12 protein-coding genes are annotated in these 17,102 nt (G+C 36.5%); 6 read left to right on the top strand and 6 right to left on the bottom strand.

The features are described 5' to 3' along the window. Positions 1-31 precede the first annotated feature (31 nt). On the bottom strand, positions 32-682 hold the full coding sequence (locus DBR39_RS01345; RefSeq protein WP_124530518.1) for a hypothetical protein: 651 nt from the start codon (positions 680-682) through the stop codon (positions 32-34). A gap of 786 nt (positions 683-1,468) precedes the next feature. Between DBR39_RS01345 and DBR39_RS01340 the strand changes: the two genes are divergently transcribed. Continuing rightward, the gene (locus tag DBR39_RS01340) at positions 1,469-2,332 is read left to right on the top strand and encodes a helix-turn-helix domain-containing protein (RefSeq protein WP_185147111.1); all 864 of its coding nucleotides are present in this window, start codon (positions 1,469-1,471) and stop codon (positions 2,330-2,332) included. 375 nt (positions 2,333-2,707) lie between these two features. On the opposite strand, the gene DBR39_RS01335 is transcribed toward DBR39_RS01340, so the two are convergent. Further along, positions 2,708-7,330, bottom strand: coding sequence for a T9SS type A sorting domain-containing protein (locus DBR39_RS01335; RefSeq protein ID WP_185147110.1), 4,623 nt, complete (start codon positions 7,328-7,330; stop codon positions 2,708-2,710). A gap of 636 nt (positions 7,331-7,966) precedes the next feature. On the opposite strand from DBR39_RS01335, the gene DBR39_RS01330 reads away from it, so the two are divergent. Then, entirely contained in the window at positions 7,967-8,293 is a 327-nt protein-coding gene (locus tag DBR39_RS01330; RefSeq protein ID WP_228447738.1) for a winged helix-turn-helix transcriptional regulator, read from the top strand. 76 nt (positions 8,294-8,369) lie between these two features. Here the strand turns inward: DBR39_RS01330 and DBR39_RS01325 are convergent, their stop codons facing one another. From DBR39_RS01325 to DBR39_RS01315, 3 genes are all read right to left on the bottom strand, one after another. Continuing rightward, on the bottom strand, positions 8,370-9,551 hold the full coding sequence (locus DBR39_RS01325) for a phosphatidylinositol-specific phospholipase C domain-containing protein (protein WP_124530515.1): 1,182 nt from the start codon (positions 9,549-9,551) through the stop codon (positions 8,370-8,372). A gap of 19 nt (positions 9,552-9,570) precedes the next feature. Then, a complete protein-coding gene (locus DBR39_RS01320; protein ID WP_124530514.1) occupies positions 9,571-12,417 on the bottom strand; it encodes a TonB-dependent receptor in 2,847 nt (948 codons plus the stop codon). A gap of 135 nt (positions 12,418-12,552) precedes the next feature. After that, complete coding sequence (locus DBR39_RS01315) at positions 12,553-13,602, bottom strand: AraC family transcriptional regulator (RefSeq protein WP_124530513.1); 1,050 nt, start codon at positions 13,600-13,602, stop codon at positions 12,553-12,555. Positions 13,603-13,784: 182 nt separating this feature from the next. Between DBR39_RS01315 and DBR39_RS01310 the strand changes: the two genes are divergently transcribed. The 4 genes from DBR39_RS01310 (at position 13,785) to DBR39_RS01295 (ending at position 16,580) form a co-directional block, all read left to right on the top strand. Beyond that, positions 13,785-14,204 (top strand): hypothetical protein, encoded by a 420-nt coding sequence (locus DBR39_RS01310; protein ID WP_124530512.1) that lies wholly within the window; start codon positions 13,785-13,787, stop codon positions 14,202-14,204. A gap of 13 nt (positions 14,205-14,217) precedes the next feature. After that, entirely contained in the window at positions 14,218-14,505 is a 288-nt protein-coding gene (locus DBR39_RS01305; protein WP_124530511.1) for a hypothetical protein, read from the top strand. Positions 14,506-14,515: 10 nt separating this feature from the next. Next, positions 14,516-15,352: an XAC2610-related protein gene (locus DBR39_RS01300; RefSeq protein ID WP_124530510.1), complete on the top strand. Its 837-nt coding sequence runs from the start codon at positions 14,516-14,518 to the stop codon at positions 15,350-15,352. A gap of 199 nt (positions 15,353-15,551) precedes the next feature. After that, positions 15,552-16,580: a L,D-transpeptidase gene (locus tag DBR39_RS01295; protein ID WP_124530509.1), complete on the top strand. Its 1,029-nt coding sequence runs from the start codon at positions 15,552-15,554 to the stop codon at positions 16,578-16,580. Here DBR39_RS01295 and DBR39_RS01290 read toward each other — a convergent pair. Further along, positions 16,573-17,100: a hypothetical protein gene (locus tag DBR39_RS01290; RefSeq protein ID WP_124530508.1), complete on the bottom strand. Its 528-nt coding sequence runs from the start codon at positions 17,098-17,100 to the stop codon at positions 16,573-16,575. The two genes, DBR39_RS01295 and DBR39_RS01290, sit on opposite strands and share 8 nt — an antisense overlap. Positions 17,101-17,102 lie beyond the last annotated feature (2 nt).

Raw genomic sequence — 17,102 nt, 5'->3', positions numbered from 1 at the left:
GTTTGTTTGTCTAAAATTATTGACGGAGTGATTAATCATTCATATCGTGTGTAAGCCATCGGGTACCATCTGAAACAAGCTGTATCCTGGTGCCTTTCATATCCCCCATAAACCCAACAGTATAGTTACCTTGATAAGTGTTGCTCAACGAAAGATTGTAACTGGGTTGAAATGATCCTCTATTGGTATAAAATGGGTAGTTTGTAAGTACATTTACACCTGTATAAGCATCTGAAACGGTACTTCCTGTTCTGGACATAGCATAGCCGCTATCATTGTATATAACCAATTGTCTTCCTTTGCAAGTAGAAGGATCAGGTAAAATAATATTTGGTGTAGTATTTTTATAAGGGAATAGTGCACTAACTGTTAGGCCTGCATCAGTACTGCTAAATCTGCAAAAAATAACATCATCAGTCGGCTGAACAGTATAAGGAGCTGCCACAGTTTTACTGCCGGTTACTATAGTTACATTTCTGCGATAGCCACCACCATAGCCACACCAGGATGCCCATGCAGAATTAGCCGGAGTTGTACTGTCATAAATATAACTGTATAGACAGCGTTGATTTACATAAATACCGTTGCCACTGGTACAGAATACCAGCATCCCGTTTTTTGAAGCAGTAGGTGTGGCTATCAATGCCTCTATCTGGACACCGGTATAGCGAGGAACCAACACTCCACTTGTTGTGGATACAACATCAAGTTCTGCATATGGATTAGGAGTGTTTATTCCTATTTGACCATATGTTTTTACTGAAGAAATGCCGATAAAAATAAACAGTATTTTACATACCTTAATAATTCTAATTTTCTTTCTCATTGTTTTTCTTGTGTTTTTATATAATATATTGTTTAATACTTTTCACAGTATTTCCAAAATTTCCGTTTTTTTCGATTACCAGATCATTCACATAACCCACAACAATATCAATCGCTGCTTTTGCCAAAATCATATATTGAAGAATATCTTGTAGATCAGATATATTCAACTTTGATTTGGGTATTAATGTTTAGGAAAAGACATTACTTTAGTATAATAAGTGATGATTTAATAATGATTTTTCTTTTTCATCTGCAGAATATTAAAAAGTTTATGTAATTTGTAGTGCTCTTAAATTTGAACAATAACTCAACAAAATTGTTGTTTTTTTTGGATAAAAACGAGTAGATTTTTAATGTAGAAGATAAAATTTTACAAAAACACAAATAGTTAAAAACCAATTAATTAAAAAGAAATTTTTCCGTTGTATCAAATAAATATAATTATGAAATGGGTATGTTTTATCCAGATTGAATATTTTGTTTATTTATTATCAGAGCAACCTATTTTTAATTAAAAGTATCACAAATGGATAGTAAAGATTTAAAGTTTAAAAAAAAATTTATAAAAGTATATAGTGGACTTACCTTTGCAAGGACAATATATTTTGGTATTTTTTTCTACATATTTGGCTCTGAATATTTGACCCTCATTCACGTAGTAGCCTTCTTTTTCACAATTTATCTGGTTTATCTGGGATTGTACAGTAAAGTGAATTATACTATTGTACAAATCATAAACTTATTTATAAATCCTTATTTTTTACTGCATTTTTTAGGAAGTATTATTCTTTGGAGAAATCTGCCCGTTTATCTCTTATGGGGAATTTTCCTTCCCTTTTTCTCGTTATATTTCGGAAATAAAAAGAGCACTTTAAAATCTGGATTATATTTAATTTTCACGCTTATTATGGCTCCTGTGATATCCTATCTGTTCCATATTGATTCTTATTCTGATCATCTGTTTAAGAGATTTTCTCAGGAGCAGTTGCTGTTGCTGAACTATGGTACGGTAATCCTTTTATTTGTATCATTTTTATTAAATGTATACGTATATGTAGAATATGATGCCAGCGAGCCGAAAAAGCTTTTTTCTCCACCTAAGATATATGCTTCTGCAGACAATGATCAGAATGTAAAAGATTTTGTGTATCAATTAAAGTTTGACAAGCTTTATGACAATATAATAACATATATGGAAGAAAAAAGGCCTTATACAAATCCGGATATTAAGATTACGGATATTGCAAAGGCAGTAGGAACCAACAAAACATATGTTTCGATGGCGCTTAACAAGAAAGGAAGAAAGTTTAATGACTTAATTAATCACTACAGAATTCAGCATGCTAAAAAGGATTTATTGGAGAATAAAAAAAGTATGCGGGAAATATATACAGAAGCAGGATTTTTATATAGTGCTACATTTAATAATGTTTTTGAAGAAAAAGAAGGAATGAAACCCTATGAATACCAATATATTAATAATAAAAAAGAGGATTTGGAATAAAATTACTTTCTAATCTTCTACATTCTTATTTTGCCATTTTTAGGAATATAAGAGCAGCTCGCTCCCTCGAACAAATGTTGCGAGAAAATAATAAGTTTGGAGTTTTAAAAAGCTGAAAAATAATCAAAATCTCTGATAAACAGGGATTTTTGATTTGTAGTGATAATTGGTTCGATATTATATAAATCCGGATCGCAAGAAGTCTTCTAGAAACTGAAGACTTTTTTTGTTGATCAGGTTCTTGATAAAAGATGAGAAACTCTAGATTCACGTGATTATTACAGTGCTGGCTGTTTTGCAGTCTATCATCTGTTCAACATAAAAAATGGCCGGAAGAAATTCCGGCCATCATTGTTATTAAGCAGTGTTTTATAATTACTTTTTAATAATTTTTACAATAGTTTCAGAGTTGTTAATTCTTACCAGATAAGCTCCGGTCAACAATGAAGTAACATCTGTCTGTTTATTGATAAATTTACCTTCTTTCATAAGCTGTCCGGACATATTATAAATCTGATAATAGTAGTCCTTATCGTCTTTTGCTTCAATATATAAGATATCTTTTACAGGATTAGGATAAAGAACTAATTGATCATCTTTTACTTTTTCCTCGATAGCAACTTTACTGAAAGCAGTTCTGGCTTGAATTCCTGTATTGGGTGTTACAGGAATCCCTGGAAGCGGGCCTCTAGGAATCCCGTTATCTTCTTGTTTTACACATCTGCAGCTTAGAGATGCAAAAGGATCTATATCGGTGTTTTTTACATTATTTCTACTATAAATGTCAAAATACATATAAGTAGATCTTCCTGTCATTTCACCATTTAGATTAGCGTACCATACTCCTCCTGATGCACCAACAGTGGTATTCAGGGCAGCGGCATACATTACACTTCTGCTGCCTCTGCTCACGGCTTTTGGATAATTTCCAATATTGTACAAACTGTTAGTAAATGAATAACCTACTGTTTTCCCCCAAAAACTTGGTGCAGTTACACTGTAGATAGGTGTTCCATAATAACCAGCTTCTGTACCGTCAATAGCTCTAAGGGCTTCAGGATTACTTTTAAGACTCCATGGAGACGTTTTTGTTGTTCCTTTACCAAGAACCTCAGGGATTCTCCATCCATTAGGACAAGGGTCAAATACTGATTTTTTACCACCGATTCCCCATCTTTCGTCATATAAACTATGGTATTGAGTATCAAACAACCAGTCTGAAGCTAAAGTATAGTGAGGAGTGTTATCTCCACGATATGGGTAGGCGGTTACCGGCATCATTAGCTTTAATGGATTGGCTACAGAATATCCCAGAATTTTTTCTATTCTCACATCTATTTTATCTGCTGCAGTAATGCTGCTCTTATAGGTATTATAATTCACGATATTACTTGAATTATAATTCGCTTCTGTAGAGGTAGAATAGGTTACAGCACCGCTGCTATTCGTCGTACCTAGGAATATATTGTATTTAGATCCATTGATATTATTGAATATAGGCAGTGGGTCTTTTCTTCCCCATTGATAATGTAATCCCTGTGAACTGTTCAGTTGGTTTACCTGGGCAGCAACTGTTGGATTATAAGGACTTGGCATTGCCTCAGCAGCTCCTAAGTTCCTATCCATGATGGTTGTTTTCAGAATCGTTCCATATTGGGTATAATTTACGTAATTATCAGTGGTAATAGGGGTATCATTTACATGAGTAAAAGAATTGACCGAATTATTGGTTACCCAAATATGCCAGCTCCAATATACAGGATTACTGATGGAACCATTATGTAAGGTAACTACAGCATTTCCAGACTGATTGGCATTCACCTTCACGTTGATATTAGCATCTTTGGAAGCTGTATTATCCAGTGTTAATTGTGTGATTAAAGCAGGGTTATCTGTCCAAAGGATATTCGCTTTTAAATCATTAAAGCTTGTTGTATTCAGGATCTGGGTATTCCCTAAATAATTACTCTGTACAGAGAAAGCTTTACTTACCGGTACTGAAACGATCTGATCTGCAGTAGATTTTGTAACCATATAAGTATTGGGATTATCTAATCCTGTTTTATAGGTTTCAGTTTCAGTAAAGAAAGTAGTCTCAAAATTATAGTTATTTTTTACAAATAACGGATCTTTTATACATCTGCAGGCATGTGCGTTATTGGTTGAATAGTCATCAGAAGGTCTATAACTATACAAACCATAGACATTAGGATAATTGGCAGCATCAGGTCGGTAGTTATTCACGATCTGGTCAGCAGCAGGAATTAATCTTAATGCACTTGCTATTGTTGAATAATCTCCAAAAGTAGTCATTGTAGATGTCCACAGATAAGTTTCAAGCTGGTCTGTAAAAGTTGCTTTAGTGTGATATCTTGCATCTGTAGCAGCTCCTCTTCCTATCCATCCTGTTCCTGGGAATATCCCGATATTGTTACCACCAACATTGGTCATATCAAAACCAGACTGAGGGTATACTTTTATACCGGCAAGATATCCTTTTAAATTAGATAATCCGGGAGGTATATTTGACTGAACTCCATTTAAAGCCGATAGTGGACTGTTTACTTTAGCTCCAAAAGGTGTAAAATCCATTCTTACATTCTTTGTTGATGATGCAACCAATACGGAAGGTAATCTCCATCCATTCGGACAAGGGTCATAAGAAGATTTATTTCTATACGGCTGTGGAACAGAAATATCTGTTGCCTGTACTCCCTGAGAGTTATCGGACCATAAGTTAACTTTACTTAACTCATTAGTCTGTAATCCCGGTACCTGCCCAAACCAGTTGTAATAGTAAGGAATATTGCTAATTGTTCCATATGTGGATGGGGTAGTAGTACCGTCATCGTTGACGTACATCAGGCTTAAAGGGTTTTTAACCGATGCTCTGATGTTATCCGTTATGTTAGCCGCGGATTTATTGACAAACAGTCTCAGCTCATTGAAATTTTTATAATCATTGAAAGGACTGTTGGTAAATCTCAATCTCGGTATTGCATCATCATAAATTACCTTTCCTATGCTTCCGGTTACCTGATAAAAACTGGCATCAGTATATGTTAACGAAGGAAAAGGGTCTTTTCTTCCCCATTGGTATAAAAGTCCTCCGTTTTTGTGCCAGCCATTTCCATTAAGGGTACTCCCGATGGCACCAAGGTTTCTGTCCATCCAGCCCCACTCAGAATTAGGAATAGTTTCTACAGTTCCGTCACTCAATTGTCTCTTTACGTCATCATAGCTTTTGTAGGTAGAGCCATTTGTTGGGTCATCTGTTACCCAAACATGCCATGACCAGAAAACTTCTCCATTTACTTTATAGGCAATTACGGCATTTCCTTTTTTTACTTTGTTTACAGGAACTTTTATTTTTGCATTTTCACCTGAACCTATAATGTCCAAAGTATAGCTTTCTTTAGATTTTATCAATCCCATGTTGTCTTCCCACAATACATCAGCTGTTATTGTTCCGGAAGGTACATCGATCCCTTTTATATAATTCCCATTGTGCCACATTTCATAGGCTTTTTTTACGGGAATGTAAAGTCCGTCTACATTATTGCCATCATTATCCTTACCTGTGAAAATATAACTGTTAGGAGCTTTGGTCCAGTCTGCTATTGTATTATCAGGCAGTGCTCCGGCATTAATTACAAAACAGGTGCTTGAACAATCTGGTGAATCAAATGCTGTTGAATTTCCAAAAATACCTACGTATTTTATGAATTTTTTGATTTCAGCTTCTACTTCCGAAAGTGGTCTCATCGGTCCGTTCCAGTCAGCGCGTACTTTTCTGTTTCTGATGGCTCCAATACCATATAAAGAAGCTTTAGGAGTATTGCTCAGAAAGAAATTTTCAGATCCGGGACCTCTCTGCTTGTCATATAAAGGAGGGTAACCGAAATCATTCACTGTATTATAATTGCTTAATGCATTGACCGTGATATACTGTCCGGTAGATTTGTATACCCTGAAACCTGTTATTTTGCTTACAACAATAACGACAGGCTCTTGATCCGAAATAATGTCGGTCAGTTTCTCGTTGATGTAATTGTAAAGGTTGTAATACCTGTTGACTAAAGCATTAGGGTTTGTAAAATCCAAATATCCTCTCCCCCAGGGTTCTCCGCCCTCCTCAGGAGGTAAAAACCAGTTACTGAAGTTAATAAAGAAGCCCGAACTTGAAAACTTACCTGCAAATACATAAACAGGATCATGATAAGAAAACTCAAAAGGGCTTGTGTCACTGCCCTGGTAGATAAATTTCTGTGAGCTGGCAATCGTACCGAGATTATTAGGATTTTCAATGTTGATGACAGGTGCATTGGGATTCGTGTTATCTAACGTACCGTTTGCATTGACTGATAAAACAATATCATCCAGTTTTTTCGTCAAATGCTGTGATTTTACCCTGTCCTTTACGCCGGAAACACTTCCGTTAGGATTGAACAATACAGTACCATTCTTTTTCGGGGTGAATAATATTGTATATTCATTTTCATCCAGTTCACAGGCACTTGCTGAATAATCTCCAAACTTATAATGACTTACCGCTTTATTCCATGTTATACCGGTGAAATTATTGGTTTCAGAGCTTAGCTCAACTTTTAAATTATAGGTACCGCTGCTCGCAGAGGCAGGCAATTCAAAAGTGGCATTAAGATTTTCATTATACACATTGGCGGCATATAATGTTTTGCACCATGCACTGATCCATTCTCCCAGAGCATTCTGATATTTTACTGAAATTAAAACATCACTCGTGGTAACAGGTTTGCTGAGCTGACCGCTCATGATAACCGCTCCTTTTTGATTAACATTTTGTGAAATTACAATCAGAGGGTCCAGATCAAAATTATAGGTCGTTACAGGAATGTAACTCCCCGGAATAATGGGGGCATTGCGGAAATGCCAATCCGTATCGCCTCGTGGAGAAGCATAAACGGATGCCGCTGAGCATAATACAGCCCAGATTGATAAGAAAGTTTTTTTTCTCATGCGCATGTTTTTTTAGGTTATTATTCGATTCTATTTAATGAATAGCTTGTATTCATATTTTACAGTTGAAGTGTCCCAATCATAGAAATGGGATGAAATACAATACAGCAGATATACTTTTGTTAAATAATAACTGTTTGTTTGTCAGTCTTTTAATTATTATAAAAGCTCTTCAGAACTGAATGCTCATGACGACTGCTCATTTTTTGGTTGATGAAATCGAAATTACAATATGAAAATTTGGATCATCATTGTAAGCTGTCACCAGAATGTAACTTTCCAATTAAGTATGTCTATTGTAAGGATACCAGTTCGTGTTGTTCTATGAAGAAGGATTGGCTGATGTAATAGAAAATAGTACAGCCCAGATTGGGAATAAAGGTCTTTTTTTCATGTTTGTGTTTTTAGGTATTAGTTTTTATAAAAATAATTGATAATCAACTTTTGCAATTATACCAACTTACAATCAGGACAATTATGAAGAAATATCATAAAATAAATATTATATTAATAAGAATTTTCTATTGATTTTTTTATTCTTTCTGCAATGTTTCTTATCAAATATGGGTGTAAAGTTGTATTAATTGGTTAATAACCATTATGTTTGCAAATATACGATATTAAAAAAAACACACAATGAGTCAAAAAAATATGACTAACCCAAGCTCGATAGAGAGTGAGGAGATATGTCCTGCAAAAAAACTTTTGAAAGTACTTTCGGGTAAACTAAGACCAGAAATATTTAGTCTGGCAGCCAAATCAACTTTACGTTTCAGTACGCTGTTACGGGAAATAGAAGGAGCCAATAAGCAATCATTATCCACTGCATTGAAAGAATTGGAGGAGATGGATTTACTGGAAAGGGTTGTCATCAAGCAGAAACCTTTACACATAGAATATTATCTTACTCAAAAAGGAAAATCACTGATTCCTATTTTCCAGCAATTGGAGGGACTGGTATAAAAACTTTAAGAGACTTTCTCATAAAATAGAGATATTAAAATCAAAAAGCCGGTTCTCAACAGAACCGGCTTTCTATTTATTTGCACGAAGAGTTTAAAGGATTATTAAGATAATCTTTCTGCTGAGGCGGCTGTACAAAGTAAGGTGTTCCATAGGTGTTTCCTGAGCGGAAAAAATCTGTGGAAATAACCTGTGCACCACTGCTGAATGCTGCTTTTGCTCTTGTGAAATCATTGGTTTTAGCCTCATACGTTTCAATATCTGATCGGGTTCTGACTATAAAACCTTGTTTTACCAGATCCTGTATCTCCTTCTGCCTTACGATGGCATTATCACGCAATATAAATCCGGCGAAAGAATCATCGGGCTCACTGTTCAGGAACATGACTCTCTCTTTTAATGAGCCCTCTATCAGATAAGGATTGTTATTAGAAGACAACGTTCCGGCACTGCCGGGAAGCAGCATAAAAATAAATTTCCCTTTGCTGTCATTCAGTTTGGGCCAGTTATTATGTATTACAGCTTCTTTCAGTGTTTTGTAACTCCCCTGAACTTCTTTTGGAGTGATAATTTTATCTTTTCCAAGGTATTTTACAATCTCTCCGTCCAGGTCATCATATGCTTTTTTATCAAAAGGTAATACCTTCGTACTGTTTTCAAGAATCGGGAAACCTGAATCTTTTGCTTCGATCATCATAAAAACCGGAGTATGCCCAGGATGTTGATCAGACCATGTTTTAAGAGCTGTAAGGGCATCTTTTAACGTCGGATAATGAGTTCTGAAATCTATATCTGCCATATGTAGGACTTTGAAACCAGGCTGATCCAGTCCTTTCGTATTAAAAGGTGCGAGATCAGTTGCTCCTTTTGCTTTTAGTACCTCGTAGGTTGCAGGGTGAGTGAACCTGCCACCTTCAGGATCATAATAGACATCTATTTCCAGTCCTCGGAGATGGGCATTGAGCTGTTCTGTAAAGTCGGGATGATTGTAGTTCAGGCCTTCCTTCAGATCCATTCCGTATGGATGGTATTCTTTAAATTTGGCTTTCTGGTCTTCAGACATCATGCTGCTGTATTTCTGCATCATTCCGTTAATGATCGGGGTTACCAGATCCAGCACTTTGGGGTCTACCGGCTGGGCATACGAATTATGAGTTCCCACAATCTGCAGTTGATTGATTCTTACATTCTGGCATTTATCCTGTGCCTGTACCAGTGCTGTCATACACAATGCAGCTCCATATATATACTTTTTCATATGAATAAAAAACTTTTGATTAAAAATTGAAGTTGAATCCCAGCTGTCCGCGTATTCCTGAGTAAGAAATGTTTTCTACACGGTCTTTTGTTCCCATATAATAGCGGTTGGGCTCATTAAGAATATTGTTAAGCTCTATAAACAGGCGGACTTTCTTTGTAATGCTGTAAGAAGTAGAAAGATCCATGGTAAAGTTTTTATCAAAATACTGATAATGATCTGCCCCTGCTGCCGCTCTGATTTCACTTACATACTTTCCTTTATAATTCCCGGCAAGGCGTACCATCAATTTGCTGGTTTCATAAAAAAGGATTGTATTGAAAATATGTTTTGCCTGATTAGGAATTGTGGTCGTCATTGTTCCTGTCTGTTTGCCGTTTTCGTACACCGGCATATCCATTTTAGAGGAGATATAGGTGTAGTTTCCTTCAAAACCGATGTTTTTCAAAAATCCGGGAAGATTTTCAAAACGTTTGGAGACTCCGAATTCAAACCCAAAGAGCTTAGCACCTTCCAGATTTTTGGGGGCTGTAAAAGTATAGGTTCTTCCTGCAAGATCTACCACCGATTGATCTTTATAAATAAGATTCGTGATATCTTTATAGAATACTCCGGCTGTTATCAGATCCAGTTTTCCGAAGTAGTTCTCAAACATAAGATCAAAATTGTTTGAAAATGTAGGATCAAGTTTGGTATTTCCCTGAGTAATGGTATTGGTGATATCATTCACAATGGTTCCGGGATTAAGGTCGTTGAAATCCGGTCTTGCAAAAGAGCGGGTATAAGCAAGTCTCAGGATACGGTCGCTGCTGATATTCCATTTCATATTGAACATCGGAAGCACTACATTGTAGGTTTTTGTATCCTTAATATCTTCTGTTTTATTGTCTTTATCAGAGACTACTTTTTTGCCCCAGAAAGTAACGTCATTATATTCATTTCTGAAACCTCCCAATACCTGAAGCTGATCTGAAATTTTCCATGTTCCCATTAGGTAAGTGGCCCATACGTTTTCAGTGCCTCTATAGGAACTTGTAATATTAGAATTGCTGTCTTTACTGCTTACCTGCATCAGCCCTAGACTGTTTTGTGTACCGGGATTGTACATCTGGTCGATCTGAGCGTTGGTAATCTGATCGATGATCACAGCATTATAAGGATTGCCCAAAGGATTCATAAAACCTCCTTTGTATGGGAAACCTTCACGCTCAAGCTGGTTTAAATAAGTTACCGGAGATCCTGGAATTCCCAATGATGATTTAGGCATCCAAACCAATATGGAGCTGTCAACTATTTTATTCTTGTTGTTGTATTTTGTTCCGAATTTAATCTCAAAATTATCCGCTGCTTTATATTTGATATCAACCTGTCCTCTAAGATCCGTTTCACTATTATGATTCTGGCTTAGGATAATCTGATTCAATTTAAGTTTATCTGCCGCTATTGCCTGCTGATTATACGGAAGGGTATATCTTCCGGTATCACCAGTGCCGTCCGGAGCATCCATTGCCATATATTTTCTTCCGTCAGCAGATAAATTTCCATAAGTCATAGGCTGGATGAAATTAATGATAGGATAGCCCCTTTGATCCTTTTCAAGATTATCCGGCGAATTGAACTTAAATTCAGAACGCGCTTTGGATAAAGACCAATCTACCTGCATACGCTGTCCTACCTGGTGGTTACCACCCAGCTGCATAGAATACAGATCTGTAAGATAATCTGCATGACGGGCCTGCAGCATGACATTTTTACTGTCAAAATTAAAATAGGTTTCCCTTACCGACTGACCGTCTTTATATTGGCTGTATAGTGCTTTTACATATAGCTTATTCCTGCTGTCTATCTCATAATCCAATCCCAAATTGAATCCCAGCGTTCTCCGGTTCGCGAGATAATCACGAAGCTGAAGCTGATTGATCGAATAAGAGGCTGTTTTATCTTTCAGTCCATAGTTGTAAATATTCCTCATCTGATCAATAGCAGTAGAACGCTCCCAGATCACTGCTGAGGTAATGAATTTCAGCTTATCAGTGATTTTATTTCCGTAGACGATAGATGTGTTGTAACTGGGGGATTTTGACATGTTGACGTATCCTGTAGCCATACTTACAGCCAAAGTCTCTTTATTGGGAGAGGTTTTCGTGATAAAATCTACATTTCCTCCAATGGCATCACCATCAAGATCAGGAGTCAGAGCTTTGGACAAGCGGACATTCTGAATAAGTTCTGAAGGAAAGATATCCATCTGAACCCCGCGGTTGGCATTATCACCGCTGGCACTCGGCATTCTGTTACCGTTCAGGGTAGAAGAGGTCCATTGTATAGGGGTTCCTCTTACCGCTACAAAACGTCCTTCACCCATATCCCTTTCAATAGATACACCCTGCATACGCTGTACAGCATCGGCTGCATTACGGTCCGGCAGTTTTCCGATGGCATCTGCAGAAAGTACTTCTGTGATTGTATTGGAGTTTTTCTTCATGGTAATCGCTCTGGCCTGTGATGCTTTATACATACTGGTAACGACTACCTCCTGAAGGCTGTTTTCTTTAAATTTAGCTCCAAATTTAATTAATCCAAGATCTACCTCCTTTTTATCCGCAATCGTAAATGGAATGTAAACATTGTCATATCCTTTGTATTCTACAACAAGCTTATAACTTCCGTCATAAACATTATTAAGAACAAAAGAACCATCGGTATCGGAAGTTACCTTCTGTCCGCTGTTTTCAATATAAACCAGGGCGTTGGGAAGATTTCCCTGACTGTCCACTACGGTTCCGTGTATGGTGGTTTGAGCAAAGGCCAGAGGCCCAAGAAGAAAAAATGCTGCTTTTGTTAAAAAAAGTCTTTCTCGTGACATCCTTATAAAGTTTGGTGCAAAGATGTCAGCTCCTTCAAAAGTTTTGGTTCATTTAAATTTTATGCAACTGTATCTGTTGAGTTCGAAGTGAACTGTGTTGCAAATCAGTAAGTTGCTAATATTAAATAATTGTAACTAATGAACAAGCTGAGAGGGAAGGCAGTCGAATTCCTTCTTAAAATATTTATAAAAAGTAGATTTGGATTTAAAACCACATTGAAACGCAAGATCCGTTACACTGGCGGAAGGATCTTCCGATAAGATCTGCTTAAAGTGCTGTATCCGGCTTCTGTTGGTATATTCGTGGAAATTGGAATGAAGATGTTTGTTAAAAGTGATGCTTAGATCCGCTTTGCTTATTTTCAGATGACCGGAGAGCTGATCTAATGTAAACTCCTCATCCAGATACACATTGCTTTTCTGATAGAAAGAGGTGATGGCATTTTGTACAGCATCAAAATCTATTTTTGAAAGGTCTTTATATTGATATGTTTCTTTTGGAATAGAAAAAAGAACCGGTGTTTGCTGTTGCTGGAGTTTGTGCTGGTACGTTAAAATATAAACGTACAAAATCCACCCGAATTGGAAAAGAAACAGAAGGCTGTAGATCTTCTGATAGATCAAAGTATTCCAGCCCAATTGATAGACCGTCCAGAAAACTATAACCCCCATCAATACATAGCAAACCAGATAACGGAAATTACCGGCTACTGGATGGGTAATGTTTTTGTGGTATTTGGTCAGTAAGTAAATACACAAAACCAGACATGCAATCCAATAATACGTGTAATAAACGAAGTAGGATTTATAAGTTCTGATCGCCAGATCTGCCCAGGAAAGATCCAGCATCTTTGCAGAAAGAGCAATGGCATGATGAATAACAACCAACGTTAGCGGAGCAATCAGGTATTTGAGCTTATCTCTCCACCTGGCATGAATTAAATACGTTGTAATATACAAGAAAATAAGTCCTTTAAAAACGCGGAGGCTTCCCGGAATTTCATACAGAACAGATTCATAACCGAATTTTTGAATGATGAAATATTCATATCCCATATCCAGTGTGACCACTCCGATATACAATAGTAACATATTCAGTACAGATTCCCTGTTTTTGATAAGAGAAATGAGTAAAGTAAGGGTGATAAGTGCCTGTAGTACAACTACCATAATGATGTATAACATGATAACTGATATTTTGCCAAAATTATAGATAATATGGGCATAGCATCTTTAACAAATCATTAAATATCAGTTCAGAAAAATAGAGGGTAATTAATATGTAAATTTTAATAAGCTTTTTCCGGGATTTTCCGGTTTTGTATATTGAACGGATATTCCTATTTTAGCTAGTAAGCACCAATCGAATGTCCAAAAGAAAATTTATTTTATTCTCCATACTTAAAACCTGGCTGATTTCTACAATAATCTCCATAGTGCTTTTGATTTTATTTTTAAATGCAACCAAAGAAGTAAGAGATGAGCCGAGGAATTGTGATATGAGCGGTCTTGCTTATGTTTTTATAGTTTTCTGGATATTATTCCTGAGCATACTCTCTTTAAGCAGCCTGCTTTCTCTTTTAAAATCATTCCATGGGAAAATTAAAACCATATTGTGCTGGTTTCTGCTGCCCGTAATAGCTTCTGTTTTTTCCTTTTTTTCCATTACAGATGGAAAGGTAGACGGTGAAGAAACGGTGATTTTCCTGATTATGAATTTACCCTGGCTGGCTTTTTGGATATTTTACTATTACAGATTGAATACTCGTTTCAATATAACTGACTAATGATATGACTTTCATGAAAAAACAATTTCAAAACTGGACGCTCTTCTTTATTGCAGGAATCATTGCTATAATTGCAGGATTGATTACTTCGATTATTCTCATTACAGGAAACTCTGCTGCCGATGGATTATTCGGAATGTACTTACTGTTCAGCTTAGTTCCGGTGTTGCTGGTGATTATCATAGATAGAATTCTGGTATGGAAGTTCGGGAATAAGAATGTCAATAAAGTTCAGTTTTCAATACTGCTCTTAATCGTTTTTTTATGGATTGTAAGATTTGTATTGAACCTGTTTATGTAAATTGGTCGTTATGAAAAACCTGTTTTTATTCTGTATCATAATGGTTTCTGCAATGATCTCTGCACAGCCGTTTACCCTGAAATCGGCAGGAGAAGCGAAAGAGTTTACGCTTACCCTTTATTACGGATCAGAAGGGAAGGGAGCTTTCGTGCGATATTCAGGGAAGAAAGACATCATTCCTTTGCAGATAAAAAGTTTTAAAATTGATAAAGAAGGGAGAAATGACGGAGAGCCGGATATCTATTATTATATCTGGAATGAAATGATTGGTGGAAAGGTAAATGGAGTATACAGGTTTGAAATAATGAATCATACTGCTTCGAACATTAGCTATACAAGAGGAAAAGATAATAGAAAGTTTAAGCTTGAAATGGTTGAAGATGAGAAATATGATGGAAGTGACAAATATCTGCTTCACGGTGCTGTGCTTGCCTTTAATCATTTTTATAACAATCATTTCACTATTGATTATCCTGATGGTAAAAAAACAGCTATAGAGCTCCCTTCTCCGGATACCCCTTCATTTGCCAGACAGAGTATTGTAGCAGATTACAACTTTGACGGGTATGAGGATATTGCATTTTCTGTTCCTGATGAAGGAATGGGCGTTTACAGAATATTTGATATTTACCTGTATAATCCTGGGATCAAACGCTTTGAAAGGCTTAAAGAACCGGATTATTCCCGTTCCAGCTGTTCCTGTCTCTGTGATGTGGCTGTAGAAAAAGAGAAGAAGCTTTTAAAAACAGGATGCAGAGGGGGAGCAAGGTGGCACCAGGATATCTACCGCTTTGGTAAAAAAGGAATTTTAGAATGGGTGGCTACGAAAGAACAGACGGAAGAATAATTTTTATGTAAAAGTCCTGAAACCTCTTTGTGCCCGTAATATTTATAAAATCAATCAGATACAATCTCTCAGTTATAATGATAAAGCATCCGTTTTTTTACGGTATTTTTAAGAATGATTTTTATGATTCAATTTTAGGTCTGATATTTGTACTGGGTAGCCAAACTAGATGGCCAATTTATTTATGAAAAACATATCTGTGAAAAAGTCCTTTATCTATGCATGTTTATGCGCCGTTTTACTTGTTTCCTGTAAAAAAGAAATAGAGAAAATAAGCGATACTTTTAAAGATACAGTTTCTGCTTCGGAAACACCGGAGGCAGAAAAAGATTCTATAAAGAAAGATTCTGTTCCTGTAGTGAAGAAAGAATCTATTCCGCCTGCCATGCAGGAGAATGGCTTTTATAATGCATTTGTTATTCCAAAAGATAAAAAGATGCGGGATTCTGTATATGCAGAATTCAGTAAAAAATTCAGTGTGGGAGAGCGTACAGCTATTTTAGCTTTAAACAGACTCGATTCTAAAAGTAAATGGAATTCCGATACATTGGTAGTTCCTGCGAAAATAGATACCACATTAATGGCTTATTCACCATTTCCCATGCAGCTGGATGTCCTGAGCGGGGTGAAAAAGTTTGTTATTTTCTCATATCCTATACAGGCTTTTGCAGTATATTCCAATGGAAGTCTTGTGAAATGGGGACCTACCAGTATGGGGAAAAAAGCAGCTCAGACAACAAGAGGACTTACTTTTGCGAACTGGAAAAAGCAATTGGCAATTTCTACGGTGAGCAGCGAATGGAAACTTCCTTATAATTTTAATATTCACAATATTGGAGGAATCGGATGGCATGAATATACCCTTCCGGGATATCCTGCATCACACTCATGTCTGCGACTATTAAGGAAAGATGCCCAATGGCTGTATTCCTACGCAGATACCTGGATTCTGAATCCGGGGGGAGCGACTACAAAGGCCAAAGGTACGGCAGTAATGGTATTCGGGGATTATAATTGGGGCGGAAGAAAACCATGGCGAAAACTGTTGGAAGATCCGAATGCCAACAATATATCCGTTGAAGAACTTACGAAACTTCTGGAACCAGATGTTCCTAAAATGCTGAAAGAGCAAAGCAACAGAGAAAAAGTAGCAGATTCTATCAAAGCTGCAAGAGCAATGGCGACACCGGTTCAGAATGAAAAACCTGTAGAATCACAGTCTAATTAATTTTCTTTTCAAACTGCAGAGTAGATTCTTCAGCAAATTTTCTCAGCTTAATCATTTCATCTTTACCCTTATGCTGCCCGAATCTTGCAGCAATATAAGTAAGAAGAATAAAAAATAACATCACAAAAGAAGCGCTCAGTGCCCAAGGGTATTCAGCGCTTTTTATTTGCTTTTCTACGTAATACATAGTGAAAAAGGTCATCCAGAGAATAGAAAAGGAAAAATACAGGAACATGAAGAAGGTCCACACTGCAGAACTGGGACCAAATACTCCACGTATTGCCGTATGCTCATCTTCAATTTCTATCCGTAAAGCAAGACGGGGCTTCCAGTAATTGTCGTATTCTGTTTTCACCCAGATCGTTGCAATTTCCTTATTGATATTCCCAGAAAATTCATTTTTATGATCTTCCATATATTTTTTCAAACTTTCAGCATACTCTTCTTTTGTAAGATGAGTAAACATTTTAAATCTGGGTCTTGTTCTTATTCTGTCTAAGGTGCTTTCTTCAGTATTCATAT

The sequence above is a fragment of the Chryseobacterium sp. KBW03 genome, assembly GCF_003852415.1.
GTDB classification, from domain to species: domain Bacteria; phylum Bacteroidota; class Bacteroidia; order Flavobacteriales; family Weeksellaceae; genus Chryseobacterium; species Chryseobacterium viscerum.
Note: the sequence above shows the minus strand (reverse complement) of the source record. Positions and strands in the feature narration are given on the sequence as shown.

Excerpts from the sequence above, each read along its gene's own strand:
- DBR39_RS01290 (WP_124530508.1), bottom strand. The coding sequence starts at position 17,100 with ATGAATACTGAAGAAAGCACCTTAGACAGAATAAGAACAAGACCCAGA.
- DBR39_RS01325 (WP_124530515.1), bottom strand. The coding sequence starts at position 9,551 with ATGAAAAAGTATATATATGGAGCTGCATTGTGTATGACAGCACTGGTA.
- DBR39_RS01305 (WP_124530511.1), top strand. The coding sequence starts at position 14,218 with ATGAAAAAACAATTTCAAAACTGGACGCTCTTCTTTATTGCAGGAATC.
- DBR39_RS01330 (WP_228447738.1), top strand. The coding sequence starts at position 7,967 with ATGAGTCAAAAAAATATGACTAACCCAAGCTCGATAGAGAGTGAGGAG.
- DBR39_RS01335 (WP_185147110.1), bottom strand. The coding sequence starts at position 7,330 with ATGAGAAAAAAAACTTTCTTATCAATCTGGGCTGTATTATGCTCAGCG.
- DBR39_RS01315 (WP_124530513.1), bottom strand. The coding sequence starts at position 13,602 with ATGTTATACATCATTATGGTAGTTGTACTACAGGCACTTATCACCCTT.
- DBR39_RS01310 (WP_124530512.1), top strand. The coding sequence starts at position 13,785 with ATGTCCAAAAGAAAATTTATTTTATTCTCCATACTTAAAACCTGGCTG.
- DBR39_RS01300 (WP_124530510.1), top strand. The coding sequence starts at position 14,516 with ATGAAAAACCTGTTTTTATTCTGTATCATAATGGTTTCTGCAATGATC.
- DBR39_RS01320 (WP_124530514.1), bottom strand. The coding sequence starts at position 12,417 with ATGTCACGAGAAAGACTTTTTTTAACAAAAGCAGCATTTTTTCTTCTT.